General features: G+C 53.8%; 13 protein-coding genes. All 13 read right to left on the bottom strand.

Annotated elements, in window-relative coordinates; genetic code table 11:
* Window positions 1–5: 5 nt before the first annotated feature.
* Window positions 6–1,916, bottom strand: coding sequence for a DNA transfer protein (locus IB214_RS07550; protein WP_117343728.1), 1,911 nt, complete (start codon window positions 1,914–1,916; stop codon window positions 6–8).
* Window positions 1,916–3,136 carry a phage DNA ejection protein gene (locus IB214_RS07545; RefSeq protein WP_164496626.1) on the bottom strand — a complete coding sequence of 407 codons (1,221 nt, stop codon included), beginning with the start codon at window positions 3,134–3,136 and terminating at the stop codon, window positions 1,916–1,918. Before IB214_RS07545 ends, IB214_RS07550 begins: the two co-directional genes overlap by 1 nt.
* Window positions 3,136–3,801: a DNA transfer protein gene (locus IB214_RS07540; protein WP_117343727.1), complete on the bottom strand. Its 666-nt coding sequence runs from the start codon at window positions 3,799–3,801 to the stop codon at window positions 3,136–3,138. Before IB214_RS07540 ends, IB214_RS07545 begins: the two co-directional genes overlap by 1 nt.
* The gene (locus tag IB214_RS07535) at window positions 3,785–4,177 is read right to left on the bottom strand and encodes a hypothetical protein (RefSeq protein ID WP_117343726.1); all 393 of its coding nucleotides are present in this window, start codon (window positions 4,175–4,177) and stop codon (window positions 3,785–3,787) included. The genes IB214_RS07540 and IB214_RS07535 overlap by 17 nt, the downstream gene beginning before the upstream one ends.
* Before the next feature lie 2 nt (window positions 4,178–4,179).
* Window positions 4,180–5,046 carry a tail needle knob protein gene (locus IB214_RS07530; RefSeq protein WP_117343725.1) on the bottom strand — a complete coding sequence of 289 codons (867 nt, stop codon included), beginning with the start codon at window positions 5,044–5,046 and terminating at the stop codon, window positions 4,180–4,182.
* Window positions 5,046–6,464: a packaged DNA stabilization protein gene (locus IB214_RS07525; RefSeq protein ID WP_117343724.1), complete on the bottom strand. Its 1,419-nt coding sequence runs from the start codon at window positions 6,462–6,464 to the stop codon at window positions 5,046–5,048. The genes IB214_RS07530 and IB214_RS07525 overlap by 1 nt, the downstream gene beginning before the upstream one ends.
* Window positions 6,424–6,927 carry a packaged DNA stabilization gp4 family protein gene (locus IB214_RS07520; protein WP_117343723.1) on the bottom strand — a complete coding sequence of 168 codons (504 nt, stop codon included), beginning with the start codon at window positions 6,925–6,927 and terminating at the stop codon, window positions 6,424–6,426. The genes IB214_RS07525 and IB214_RS07520 overlap by 41 nt, the downstream gene beginning before the upstream one ends.
* Complete coding sequence (locus IB214_RS07515; RefSeq protein WP_117343722.1) at window positions 6,911–7,165, bottom strand: hypothetical protein; 255 nt, start codon at window positions 7,163–7,165, stop codon at window positions 6,911–6,913. Before IB214_RS07515 ends, IB214_RS07520 begins: the two co-directional genes overlap by 17 nt.
* Window positions 7,166–7,445: 280 nt before the next feature.
* Window positions 7,446–8,738: a P22 phage major capsid protein family protein gene (locus IB214_RS07510; RefSeq protein WP_117343720.1), complete on the bottom strand. Its 1,293-nt coding sequence runs from the start codon at window positions 8,736–8,738 to the stop codon at window positions 7,446–7,448.
* Window positions 8,738–9,652: a scaffolding protein gene (locus IB214_RS07505; protein ID WP_117343719.1), complete on the bottom strand. Its 915-nt coding sequence runs from the start codon at window positions 9,650–9,652 to the stop codon at window positions 8,738–8,740. Before IB214_RS07505 ends, IB214_RS07510 begins: the two co-directional genes overlap by 1 nt.
* 13 nt (window positions 9,653–9,665) lie before the next feature.
* Entirely contained in the window at window positions 9,666–11,837 is a 2,172-nt protein-coding gene (locus IB214_RS07500; RefSeq protein ID WP_117343718.1) for a portal protein, read from the bottom strand.
* Complete coding sequence (locus IB214_RS07495) at window positions 11,838–13,337, bottom strand: terminase large subunit (protein ID WP_117343717.1); 1,500 nt, start codon at window positions 13,335–13,337, stop codon at window positions 11,838–11,840.
* Complete coding sequence (locus tag IB214_RS07490; protein WP_117343716.1) at window positions 13,315–13,803, bottom strand: DNA-packaging protein; 489 nt, start codon at window positions 13,801–13,803, stop codon at window positions 13,315–13,317. The genes IB214_RS07495 and IB214_RS07490 overlap by 23 nt, the downstream gene beginning before the upstream one ends.

Here is a 13,803-nt window from a genome sequence, read left to right as displayed (position 1 = left end):
TGTTGTTATTGCTGAGTGGCTTCGGTAGCCAGTAGAGGTCTTACTGCGGTTGCTGCCTGGTTAAGCGCTCGCTCATAAGCGGGGGTTCCCGGCTTGGTGTTCGCTAGGCGGAGAAGCATGTTTCTTACCGGCTTGCTTTCATAAAGCCGGGTTGCCAGACCATATCCGGCTTCTCCAGCAAGCGACGTTCCGAGCGTAGAAACACCAGCCCCGATCCTCAGAGGATTTGCCAGTGTCTGCCCGGTCTGCGTCACGACATTTGCATAATCAGATCTTGATGTCTGCTTGAGAACGTCATGAAGCGCATCTAACTCTTTCATGTGGCGCCCGCTGAAAATTGTGTTGTAAATCTCACCGCCAGATTGCGACTTTAGCTTATTAACTTCAGTAAGGAACTTGGCTGGAGAATCACCGGCGCGTTCAGAGATTCTGCTGATATACGCAGCTCGCATAGCGTCTTTCCCTTTGTCATCCAGCGCGCTCCAGATACGCTTAACATCGGATGGCTTCCGGCTGTACACGACGCTATTGATTAGCTCAGGAGTCGCTTCACTGCTGGCCTTGTTGAGCTTACTGGCGATATTCTTGTTCAGAACCTTGTTGTAGACGTTTGCATAGTCAGAGTTTGCTTTGAGATATGCAGAGGCATCTGAAGGCCCAAGCGTCTTGCCAACTGAATTACGCAGATCTCGCGTCATGGCATTCTCAACCATGTTGGTTGCTGCCTTGGCCTGATCAGGGAATACCATCGAGTCACCCTGAACGTTAGAGCGGAAGGCGGTCCGGTGCTGGCGAAGCAGGTCGAATGTTACATCGAGATCTGTTGCCGGGTTTGCCAGTTCATCGCGCAGACTTTTAAGCGAAGAAAGAAGGTTCTGATTTGCAGAGGATCCTAGACGCTCCTGCCGTGCAATGGCCGTATCCAGTGCATTCATGGTGTTAGTGGTATCAACCGCAGCATTACCCATCTTATTTGTGACGTCGTTAATAACGGCGCCTGCGGCATCCTTCCTTCCTTTCAGTGTCCCTGTGAGAGACTGAACAACATCATCAGGGTTATACTCACCAAAGCGGTCAAGGTAATTGCTGACCAGTTTGCTACGCCCTGCATATTGCTCCGCCCTCTTGCCTCCAGTGCCGAGAATGGCCCCCTCCCCACCCTGAGCCAGCCCACGGGTAAAAGCATTACCAGGTGGAATCATATCCGACGTCATTGGTGTAACGCCCATTCCTTCAGCAGCATCAATTACCTGCTTCGCTTCCGGCGCAATATCTCCTCGCAGCGCCGTAACGCCTCGACCAACCAGTTTAGCGGCGCCAGACAGCAATCCCTGCGCCCCGAGGTTAACAGCTGCGTTCTGCGCCACGTTCTGCGCAAAGTCTCCCTTCTGGTTTGCCGCCTCAGCAACAGAGCCAAGCGCCATATTCCCGGCGACACCGACACCAGGAATCAGGTAACCTCCGACAGTCTCGCCAGCCTGAGCATACGGATCTGTTGGCCGGTCCACCGGGCGATACACATCATCAAGTATGCGTGGACCGCCCAAGCCCTGGCTGATGGCGTTAATCATTCCTGCTCCACCTTGCAGCACATCGAATGGAATGTTAACCAGCCCACGCCCGGCCTGCTCGGCGATCTGCCCAGCGCTCTGTCCGCCGGTAAGGAAATCACCGGCGCGCTGCATTAATGATGGCTCTGGTTGCTGCGGATCTGATGCCTGTGGTTGTTGTGCTGGTTCTTGAGTCGTTGGAGGTGGATAAGCAGCATAGAAAGCCTGTTTAGCCTGTTCTGCATCGCTTCCGGCTTGCGGGGACACTACTTCATTGAAGTATTGCTCCTGCGCCTGTGCTTTCTGCTCTGGTGATAATGCCTGGTACTGTTGAGAGGAAATAACGTCTTTCCATGCCTTAGCCATTAATCACCCCATAGAGACTGGTAGCCATTTTGCTGTTGTGGTTGTTGCGCTGCCGGTGCTTCCGGATCCTGGTAATCAAACTGCTTCTTCACAGTCCCCAACTTGCTTTCTAACTGAGTGCGAATTTTACCTATTGACGATCTAAACGCGTCTTCGCTCATCTTGGGGCTCAGAGCGCCAACAGCATCAGATAATTTTTTACCTTCTGCATCAGACAATGCACCCATGCCTTTTAGGCTTGCTACCATAGGTAAGAACGTCTGCGCCTTGAAGGTATCAAGACGGGCCTCGAAGTTTGCAGCATCAGAACCTGGTACTGTTGGGAATGCAGATCTGACCCCTACCGCCTTTGGCAAGCCTGGGCTTTTCTCAATTTCACCAAGAGAGTCAAGCGCGGTACTGAACGTATCAACAGCTCCTTGAGCAGTAGCCTGACGGTCTGCACGAGCGATCTCTGCCTTTTTCTGCACATCAGCCTGCTTCTGTCGAAGCTCGTCAAGTTTGAGTGAATTTGTTTCCCTCGCGATTTGACGATCAAGAATTTTGTCTTGAAGCTCCGCTCGCTGAATATCTCGAGAGAGCGCTGCATTTTTGGCGCTAATATTCTGTCCTCTGATAGTAATATCCTGCCCCCTGGCCTGAAGACCCTCGCCAGCACGGTTACTGCGCGCTGTCTCGTCAATCTTCTGCTGGTTCTGCTGCGTCTCGAACTGCTTATCCATCGGCAATGTTGCGAGGCGAGTGGCATTAAGCAGGCTATTAAACTGCTGCGGATCCTGCCGATACAGTTGCGCGGCCTGTTCCTGAGATACACCTAGACTTGATAGCGCCGGGCCATTTTTCTGGATAGCTGACTGCACTACCTGAGGGTTGCCACTTGCGGCCGCCACTGACAGGTCATTCAATGCACCATGAACAAATGAGGCGTGTTCAGCGCTCTGAATGCCGATTTCCTGCTGGATATTCTGTGCAAACTCCGGGAACTGCCGGCGCAGCGCCGGTAACTGTTCTGGTGTCGCGCTCTCAATTGCGGTATAGAAATCCTGGCGGCGCTGATTATCTTTCTGTGCCTGCTGGTTCTGCATTTGAGAAGATATTACCTGCTGCTGACCGACTCGATTCTGTGTTTCCTGAAGAGCCTCTCTCCGGAAGTCGGGGATCATAGTGTCGTAATAGTTGATAGGGGCACCAAGCCCCTGCAATCCACCAAACTGAGCCATCAGAACATTCCCCCACCCATCATGCCGCCGAACATACCGGTGAACTGGTTAACGTCCTGCGCCGCGCCGTTATTAATGCTGCTGTTAGCGCTGGCAGCAACCTGCCATGGAAGAGCCGCCTTGCCAGCCATGATCTGGCCTTTCTGCTGATACATTCCAGCCATGTTGTTACCCTGACCAATGGCATAGTTTCCTAGCGCGTTAGCTGCCTCAGCGCCGAACCCTGACAGGCCCATCAACTGGGAATACATGTTCTGCTGCTGGTTGGTCATATCAGCGAGATAGTTTTGACCGAGAGTTGGCGCGATAGATGCCAGCATATTGCCAGTTGCCGTGGAGCCGAGTCCGCCAGTTGCTTCTGCTGCATTCAGCCCGCTATAGCGAGCCTGGTCATTCAGCATCTGGTACTCTCGAGACTTAAAATAATCAGACAGCAGTTTGTTTCTGTCTATCGGCTTCCCGGCGATCGCTTGCAACCCTGCCAGCCCGGTGCGACCCGCACTCTCGTAAGGAGTCAGCCATTCGACAGCATCCTCATAACCCTGCCGAGACTGCTCCATGGCCCGATCCTGATACTTCTGCTGCTGCTTGGCTGCTTTATGGGCACCAATACCGCCAATCACACCCGATACAGCACCGCCGATACCACTAATTGCACCGCCCATGATATTCTCCCGGCTCGCGCCACATAATAAAAAAGGCGCTTTCGCGCCCATCGGTAGTTGTTAATGTTTCTGTCGTTCGTTCACCGAAACCCATTCGACTGGCGTAGTTGCACACCTTCGGACGGTCAGTAAGGATGACGGCGCGAAGCCGGTGCATGCCGAACATTTTCAGGATGTCCGCGCCAGCATCACGGCACTCACGCCAGCGGCGCTTATCCATCGCAATATGGATATCGAAATACCCATGCTGCGGAACCAGAGCGAATACACAGCAGCCATTCCAGAAGAAGTAATCGGCACCCGGATCAACCCACGACTCCACACCCCACAGGCGCATCAATCCCTGCCCGGTGAGAGCATCGATATTCGTTAGCATGGTTACTGTTCCGCTATTATCTTGATGGTTGTGGCAGTGAAGGCTGCGCCGTTGGCCTGAATGGTTAACGTACTGCCGTTGGTGGCGAGGAAGCCGCCCTGGTCGACCGAGAAGAACGTGGCCAGCAGAATGTTATCCGTCGCTGTCGCGGCATTGCGGCTGGCAACCAGCGTGTCCGGGACTGAACCGGAGAAGGTAAGTTGCATGGATCGGTTGGTGGTGCCGCCCGGATAGCTTCCGATGATAGCCAGTTTGAAGTTGAGCGATTTGTTCTCGTTAAAGACAACCATCTTGTTGTTAACGGTGTCGAAGAACGGGGCCAGCGTGCCGGATGTCGGAGTTAATGCCTTGAGCATCGTCACCAGGTTGGTGGCGGTAGTCGGGATAACCTGAGATATTCCGGTGTAGACCACCTCTGACTTCTTGCGCGTTACAGCGTATTCGAGCGCATCAATCCGTGTTTCATGGTCCGCCAGCTCCGCTTCATTGGCAGTGATGCGCGTCTCATGGTCTGCCAGCGCCGTCTCAATGTCAGCGACTTCATCAATCAGGAAGTCAACATCGTTACGCAGGACATCAATCTTGCCTTCTGCTGTCGTCAGCCGTACATCGAGTAACTGAATAGCATGGCTGTTGGCGGTGATCCTCCCCTCGTGGTCAGCAAGGGTAACGTCCTGCTCATCGTTCTTAACCTGCGCATCGTATGCACCTTGCCCGGCTTCGTTGGCTTTACCCGCGACGTTGGTGAAGTCTACGGCCTGTGACAGGATGTATTGCTTGTACGCCGGACTCCATCCGATAGGGATTGATGACGCATTGATATTTATCGCGCGCAGAATTACCGGTTGGTTTAGCGACTCATCAGCCATCACTCAATCCTTATCTGTGCGCCTGATAATGTGACAGGTGACTTGGTGATAACCCTGATTTTGAAGCCTACGTTCTTGCGGATACGCCCGACACGCTTCCAGATGACGCGCTTGTCGTAAACGAATGGTGCGTTTTGCTCGATCATCTGCTCCCGGCCAAAGTTGATGCCGTCGGCAGTGGAAGACAGGAATAACCGGTCAGCGTATTGAGCAACGCCGGTAGATGACTCCAGCTCGAAATCGAACACCCTTGCGTTATCTGCCTTGAATAGCGGCGTGAACAACAAAAATTCCTGTTGTTTTTCGTACTGGCTGGAGATGTCGAACTTGAGCGCCCCCTTCAAGGATTCCAGCTTGTCGCCGCAGGTTATCGAGTTGCCTTCGTACATGAAGTCGATAGCCCGGTACACATCGTCATACAGTCCTGTTTTCAGGATGCACCACTGCGGGCCATTCTGTGATGCTGTGCCGTCGTATACCAGCACATGGCGCGGAAGGTGGATCATCAGCAACTCGTGAGAGTCGAAGCGCAATGACTCCATCACCACTGTGGATAGCTCGGATGATGTGTAGCTGCGGATTATCTTCTCAATGCTGGCGGTGGCGATCGGAGTAGCCCGGCCCGAGTCGATGATATATACCGACGGAGCACCGGTAGCTGGATTGCTGACGATGGCATAAGCATCCATGAATACGCATTTGCAGAATGTACCGGCGATACCTTTCGGCACCATATAAGCCGGGTTAGCGACGTACAGCGCCGCGCCTGCCGTGCTGGCTCCGGTCAGCGAGAAAAACTCGGTCGTGGTAGCACCGAAGCACACAACGAAGTCGCGCCAGGTACCGATGCCGATAATGCCGTCTGGTTGCGACTCCGCCCGGTACTCCGCCGCGTTACGGTCAGGGTGCGACTCGTCCTGCAGGTCAGAGATAAACCATGAATCCGTCCCATTCTTCGCCCAGGCATAGCGACCACGCAGCCGGGTTACGTCACGCGCGGATCCGAGTTCGTACTGAGTGAATCCGCTATCAACGGGCCAGTTGGCAATCGTCTTAACCGTTCCATCATACCGGTACTCGACGATATTCCCGTTCACACAAACAGCCTGAGACGTGCGACCGTGGGCCAGAGATACGCGTGCAGAACCGCCAACATCACCAACCGTTGCGTCTGACCGGTATAGCTTACCGCCCATAACGCGATATACGGCATTCTGAGAGGTGTTGTACTCTGCCCCGCGTGATGTACCAGCAACATCTGATAGCTTCGTTACGCCGGGGAATGAGCGCAAATATCCCGATGCGTTGAGTACTTCTTTGGGCGTTGCTAAAAGGTTAACAGGAAGGAAGTCGATGTAGTCGGCGTTGCGGAAGTCTTTACCCGTTCCCTTCATCAGAGGAAGTTGCTGGATCGGCATCTTGTTTCTCTCCCGGGAAGAAATGCCAGCCATTCAGGGTGGCTAATTGATTTCCGCTGCCAATAGGCATCCGGTTTGGATAAGGTGCGCGTTTGGCGCGTGATATAGCGGTCTGCTTGTACAGCAACTCTTTGCCGTATCTGGCGGTGGTGATAATTTTTGCTGTCGCTTCCAGAGCGTAGTCTGGAGCAATACGGCAGGCCAGATTGTGGTATACGGCACTCACTGCGCTCGAACGTAATCCGTGGTCATCGCCTTCGGCTGGAGGATTATCCGGATCCGCGAATACATAGCCGGTGATAATGCCCTTTCCATCCTGGTACCACTCAGCCATCATCGACTCAAGGTCATCGACCGCATCCTGCATGGACTGCGGTTCAACGTCGGTTAGGGTGGCGTTTGATGCAATTGCTAACTTGCGCAGCGCCGCTCTAACCAGGTCACCTTTAGTTGCTATCAGCATCTTTATCCGCCTTAGGTTTTGGCCCCGGCTTGTTCTTTGGCTTAACTTCTGGCTCTGGCTCTGGCTCTGGCTCTGGCTCTGGCTCTGGCTCTGCAAGAGAGTTCACCAGATCATCAGGATGCGCAAACCAGCCAGCATCGAGATATTCCTGCAGATCTTCTTCTTCGATGATCTCGAAGTCGTAGCCCACACCCTTCCACTTCTTCATCTCGCCATGGCGAAATACCATCTGTGTCATGCTTTGCTCCAGATATAGTCGCGATTGATTGACTCAAGGATTTCACCATGGTCATTGGTCAACCATGCATTTTGGTGCTTGTAAATGGTTACGGTGTCATTGCTGAACCGAACCTTAGCCACAATGTCACTCGTCTCAAATTCACCATCATCAATGGTAGTGATTGAAACAACAGACTTAATCGGCCAATACTCAGCAGTGATCGAACCCTTCTGGCTTATTTTCAGGAACATAATTCACCAAGGATAAAAGGGGCCGAAGCCCCTAGGTGGTTGAGTTATTACGCCTGACCAGGAAGGCCGACGACGATTGCTTCCGGGCGAACAGCGCAAGCTGAATACCAGACCGCGATACGGCACTTACCAGTCAGGGTGTTGATATCACCCTGGGTAGCAAAGATGCCGTTAATGCCAACACCAGGAATGCTGAAAGACTGGGTTTTCATGCCAGAGAACAGCTCATGGTTAAGCGGGATCGGCTGTGACAGCAGTCGAATAGAGTCATCAGCCCAGCCGATGTTGGCGGTGGTCGTGGTGGTGTTCAGCAACGTGATCGGTGCAGCTGCAGCCAGCGAAGTGTTCACGTTGGCGTAGGCCTTCTCTTCCGCAGTCAGCGCGGCGTCGTCGAGAGCTACCGGTTTCGGAGTGATCTCGATGTGAGTACCATCGATAACACGGGTGATAGAGAAGGTGGCGTCGTCGGTGAGGACGTTCTTCGCCATCTGCGACAGGTATTTCACGCCAGCAAAGCTGATCTTGTCGCCACGCTTCAGGCCCGCAGATGCTGATACAACTACCGTTGCGACACGGTTATCAACGTTCTCGTTGTTGCCGTCGGTGTCAGTAATGTAAGCCTGTGGCTTAAACTTCTGCGCGCCGGTGACGGTGATGCCGGTGACGGTGGAACCAACGACAGTTGGCAGTTTTGGCGAACGCAGGACGTCATCAAAGCCAGCAACTTGCTTCTGGATCGTTCCGTTGCGATATGCCTCTTCCGGTACGCGCCCGAAGATATCGCCAGCAGTCAGATCACGACCGGACTTGCGATAGTCAGATGGGTTCAGGAAGTAGCTGATGCCCATGTCGCGGTTAAGTTCGCGCGCAAACATCAGTTCTTCAGCGGAGGACAGGAAATCCCAACCGCTCAGGCCGGTAGCCGGACCAATAGAGCGCGAGTCATGCACGACCAGTGATCCCATTTCCGTGGCCTGCTTGGCGATAGCCGTTTCGATGTTGTTCGCCAACTTCTTGGCTGATGCCTGGATGCGACGGCGGTACGAGCGCTCATCACGCAGATCGTCAGCGCGCAGCTGGAAGAAGTCGTTATCCGGCAGGCCCATGTTGCATTTAACTGACAACTCCAGAACGTTGGTTGACTTGTTGGTCAGATCCCAACCTTCCTGAGTTGGCGCTTCCTGCTCGAGTGGCATCCAAACGGTGTTACCGGAACGCTGCATTGAGTCAGCTTCCGGGGTGTACTTGGTGGTTTTTGACGCCATTGGCGTCAGGTTTTGAACAGTCTCGATGATCTCATCGATTGCATACGTGACCAGTTGGCCTTCTTTTAAGCTCATTATTTGATTCCTTTAAGCTGAGATTTCAGCTGGCGGTAAAGCACTACGTCGCCTTTGTTAGCTGCGGCTTCCATCTTCTTCTGGAGCGCTGCAACGTTGGCGGCGACGGCCTGGCCCTGCACCGGTTCGTCAGGGGCTGGGGCTTCGGATACTTGCTTACCGCGCGGCTTGAGAGTTAAACGTTCAGAGAGTCGAGTGAGTTCAATCAGCGCTGACTGCCCATCCATCGACAAGATTCGACGGGTGGTCTCCGGGTTTGCACCCAGGTGATATACGAGCGCTGCGGATTTCTCAGGGAAGAGGCGCATGATATCGACGGTTACCTGTGGCGGAACCATCTGAGAAAACGCATCTTCTTTCGCCTGGTAGTCAGGAAGATTGAGTTTTTCCGCAGCGTCGTAGTGTTTACGGGCTGCCTCGACGTGTTGCGTTGATTGCTGGGTGTACTCCTGAGTCTTGCGCCCCTGCTCGGCTACCGCATTGCTGCGCGCGTCCTGAGCTTTGGTACTCCATTCGTTATTGGCCTGCTGGAATGCAGCCGACGCCATGGCAGTGTCACCGTTGTACTTGCTGTATAAGGCATCATCACCAAAGAAGTCGTTAACGTTTGGCTGTGGAGGGAGATCTGGGGTAACCCGTAAGTTCTCCGGCAACTCGCCACGCTTAACAGCTTCCGCCTGTTGCTCAAGGTCGCGTTGACGCTTGCGCTCCAGGCGCTTAGCTGCAAATTTCGCGTTGGTTTCCGGGTCTTGTTTCTGCTTACCCTCATCGTCACTCAGGACAACATCGAAGCCTGTATCCAGTTCTGCGTTATCGTTGGCATTATCGATAACTAAGCCATCAGCGGGTGCCGCCGCCTGAGTGCCGGACAGAGTTGAGTCTTCAGTTGCCTGAATTACGTTGGTATCTTTCATGTTTAGCTCTCTCTTATTGAGGAATCTCGGCTACGCCGCCGGAGGGGGGTGTTTGTCTCTGCGATTGCAGGAGGTTGGCTACGTCCAGCTGCTGCTTATGCCGCTGTCCAGCGCCTTTGAGTAGAAGATCTGCGTTTGCTCGCGCATCAGCAGCGCTTTCGTTCTGAGCGCGCTGCATGAGGTCGAGGAAGTCGCGGAATGCGGCTTGCTTATCGAGATCCATGTTGTTGAAGATTTCAGCAATCTTCGCCTGGTTGAGCTGGTTGACACTTTCAACCTTGGCTGCGTCAACCTGCAGTTGCTGTTGCTTAACCTGCGCGTTGAGTAGATCGGCCTGACCGGTAAGCAGGACACCTTGAGCCTGTAGCTGCTCTGGTGATGGCTGCTGCGGTTGCTGTTGCGCCTCCTGAACCATCTGCATTTCTTCAGGTGTTTCAGGTTTCTTAAGGCCCATCGTGACGAGTTGCTTGTTCGCGTACTCGCGCATCATCTCGACACCTTTACCGTCAAGCAGGGTGAAGTACTGGAGCAGCAGCATCTGCCATTCCGGCGTGCTTGGCGGAACCTTGGCGAGCAGCTCCTGAATCTCTGCGCGGTTCTGGTCTTTCATGCTCTGGAATGACGGGCCAACGTCGGTATAGCACTCGTACCGGCCGCGAATATCGTTGAGCGTCACCACCTGCCCGGACTGATAATCGACAACCTGAGTAAGCAGTTGAACCTGCTTCTCGCTGCCGTCTTCCAGCGTCATCATCACGTTGCGCGGAACGTCGTAGATGTCGTTAACCATCGAGGCGTAAATCTCCCCGTCACGGCGCATAGCAGTGGCGAGGTTATCCTGAAAGACGTACGTCTCAAGGTCGGCACGCATGTTGAGCTGGTTGACGGTATCGAATGCCACCTGACCGTTAGCGGCGTCAGCATCAACACCCATCGTCGCAACCTGATTAACCGACTGAGTTGCGGCTTCAAGCATGTAGGCGTTGGCCTGAGGAACGGCTGGCTCCTCCATGTATGCAACCGGAGTAGGTGGCAGGTCGCCACCATTCTCGTCAGTTCTGTTGATCAGGTAATACGGGTAGGCATCAGTGCCGCTGTACATGTGCTCATATCCGGCGATCTGCTCGGGATAGAAGAACGGCTTCTTCTGCGGGTTTCGCGCGACGATGTCAGCGTTGAACGACATGATCATGTTGCGCAGGCGTTGCCCGTCTTTCGTCAGGCGAACTACACCCTCATACACCTCTTTGTCGCCTGCGAATGACCACTCGCCAAAAACCGGCACAATCGGGATATGCTCACCGGCGATAAGCTCGCGATCCTTCAACACTGAGGTGCAGGTGATGATTGATTTGTACACCCGGCGCCGGGTTACTTTCTTCTCCGCCACCTTCTGCATGCCGCGCTCGGCCAGTTCGTCGATCACATCTTTGATGTCACGCTTGAAGTAGCTGACAGGTTCGCCCGTCATCGGGTCGATGTAGATAAAGACAGTTTCTTTCTTCTCTTCTACCTCGTAATACTCGCCGACGTAGACAACATCTTTGCTGATCCACGGGAAAAGCCAGTTGCTATCAGGTGACTGAAAGCTAGGCATTTCCTCTTCATCAAGCCCATGCTCTTCAGCGTACTGTTTCCAGCCGTCCGTGCTCATTGGGTTGATGATGGTGCAGTGCCGGGCATCGCTCTTGTCCATCTGCTTACTGTTGCAGTCCCAGATTACATGGGAGCAAGCTTCGTGGATCGGAACGCGACGGATCACCTGGTTATTGCTGGTCGGGTCCTGGTCTTCGTGCTCAGCAACCAGACGCCAGGCACCTACGCCAGCCTCAATCTGCTCACGAACGCCAACGTTTACCGATATCTTCGCGGTGTTGTGGCGCATATCAGTACGGTACATGCCCATGAGGACATCGGCACTATCAGGTGCTGCGCCATCCTTCGGGCGGTACATGACATCAATCGGGTTCTTGCGCATCTCAGCGACGAGCTTACGCACGACAGGACGGACAACATCGAACTGTCCGCGATACTGCAAGGTGGTGTATTCAGATAGCCAGTCATCCCATTGGCTAACCCGGCTGAAATACAGGTCGTTGGTCGCCTCGGTTCTGGCTTCATCACTCGACATCCAGTCCATGTCGAACTTGCACAGGATGGAGTTGAGTCTTTCGTTATCGGCCATTTAAGTTCTCCGTGCGATGGGCCTGATTGGTGCTGGGGCTTTCTTCTCTTTTGGCTTCTTAATGTCGCGCATCAACTTAGCGAAGCGGCGCATCATGTAGCCGTAACGAACAGCATCGAGAACATCGTCATTGGTCTTGGCGATCTTCCCGTTTTCGTCACGGTGGTACAGTCGGAACTCTTCGAAGAAAGGTTCACAGGTGTTAAATACTCTGAATCGCCCTTCCAGCATCAGGTCTCTGAGCTCTATCAGCCCTGACTCAACTGAGTTACCACCATCAGCAAATGTGGCGTGTTCAGGGAGCATGGAGAATCCAGCATCAGCGTATTGTTTCTTGAGCTGTGCTCCGCCTCCCTTTTCATGCTGATGACCATCGTGTGGCCACGCTACTGGCATCTTGCTTGCCCATGACTTAACGGCACCCCACGCTTGAACGGCGGTGTTTTCTGACTTCTTCCATACCCTGGACAGGTAGAACACATCCTCGTCTTTATCCCACCACAACTGGATGTGAGCCTGTGGGTGATCCCAGCCAAAGTCTTGTGCGTCGATAACGTAGAAATGATCGGGGCATTCGAACGGCTGGCACTTGATGGTCTCTTCAGGTATCTGGAAGATTCGACCACTACCCATTGTCGGTATGCCACGGGCTCGAGCTTCACGCTCATGCTCAGGGTAACCGGCAACAATTTGCTCTTTCAGCTCGTCGCTGTAGTGATCGGCGTCGTAGATTGTCATGGTGACAACCTTCTGCGCCTTACTCGGGTTCTTCAGAAATTTGGTAACGACGTCTGACATACCCATCAGCGGGGTAAACGTCAGCATTGAGAACTGTCCGTATTTGTTGGTACGGGTCAGTCCTTCGCCGTAGATACTGTATGGCGGTTCTTCATCGAACCAGACGCCGTGGATTGTGTCACCCTGCCAGCGGGCGCGGCCCTGCGAGTACGGCTTGAAGTAGCAGATGGAAATGCCATCTTCTGCGCCGTCGGCGTTGTGGTGCTTTATCAGGAGGTGATCGACAAGGTTCGGGAAGAATGGAGACTTCTTCCAGCTGATGATGTCCTCTTTCGGGATTGACCCGTAGCCAGGCTCATCATTCTCTTCGATGCGACCGCACAGAATGCGCTGTGTCGTCTTCGTTACGGTTTCGTTGGTCTCACCACCCACCCAGAATACGACGGGCTCATAGAAGCGTTTACCGCCCCACGATTCGCCATATGCTCCATCAGTCGGATAACCTTTCGTGCCGGGATAGCGTCCAGTGAGATGGAATGCTACCTCTGCGCCGCCAGTGTAGGACTTGCCCAACTGGTTACCAGCCATGAAGCAGCGTTCAGGGTAGTCAGCGCCAGCGTCGATAAACTCTCGCTGTTTTCCGTACGGCGTGAAGTCGTACAGTTGATGCGTTTCCCGGTACCGCTCCTCTTCCTCCAGGAGTTCGAGCAATTCGATCTGCTCATCTTCTGTCAGGTCATCAAGAATCGCTTCGGCTTCCACGTTTGAGTAACTCCTGAATTCGAGAGCGTCGCTTATCGCGATCTCCCTTATCAGGTGTCACGTCTTCAACTTGCGACTGCTCTTTGAGGCCCAGATCACGGGCGATGATGTTGGCGTTCAGTAGGTCAGCTGCTGCGCCGGAAAACTTCTGGTCGTAGATGATTTGCTCTGCTCGCGTGACGACTTCAGATAAATCTTCTCGCATTCGATATGTGCGCCATGTTTCAAGCGTCACATCGAGGAATAGCGTCAGGCCGGTGATGGTCATTGCGCGCATCTTGGCGATGGGCTCTTGCGTCACCTCACCCTGATACGCAAACGCCTTCATCTCCCAAAGCGGATGCTCTTCCACCCACGTGAAATACTCACAGCATGCAGCCCACAGCACCTCAGGCGATTCGAATTTCGGGTTACGCCCATGACTACTGCGGGCCTCCCAGAATCGGTTGCCCTTTGGCGCTGCCAT

The organism is Citrobacter sp. C1 (genome assembly GCF_014596895.2).
GTDB lineage: Bacteria > Pseudomonadota > Gammaproteobacteria > Enterobacterales > Enterobacteriaceae > Citrobacter > Citrobacter gillenii.
This window is presented reverse-complemented; position numbering and strand designations above follow the sequence as displayed.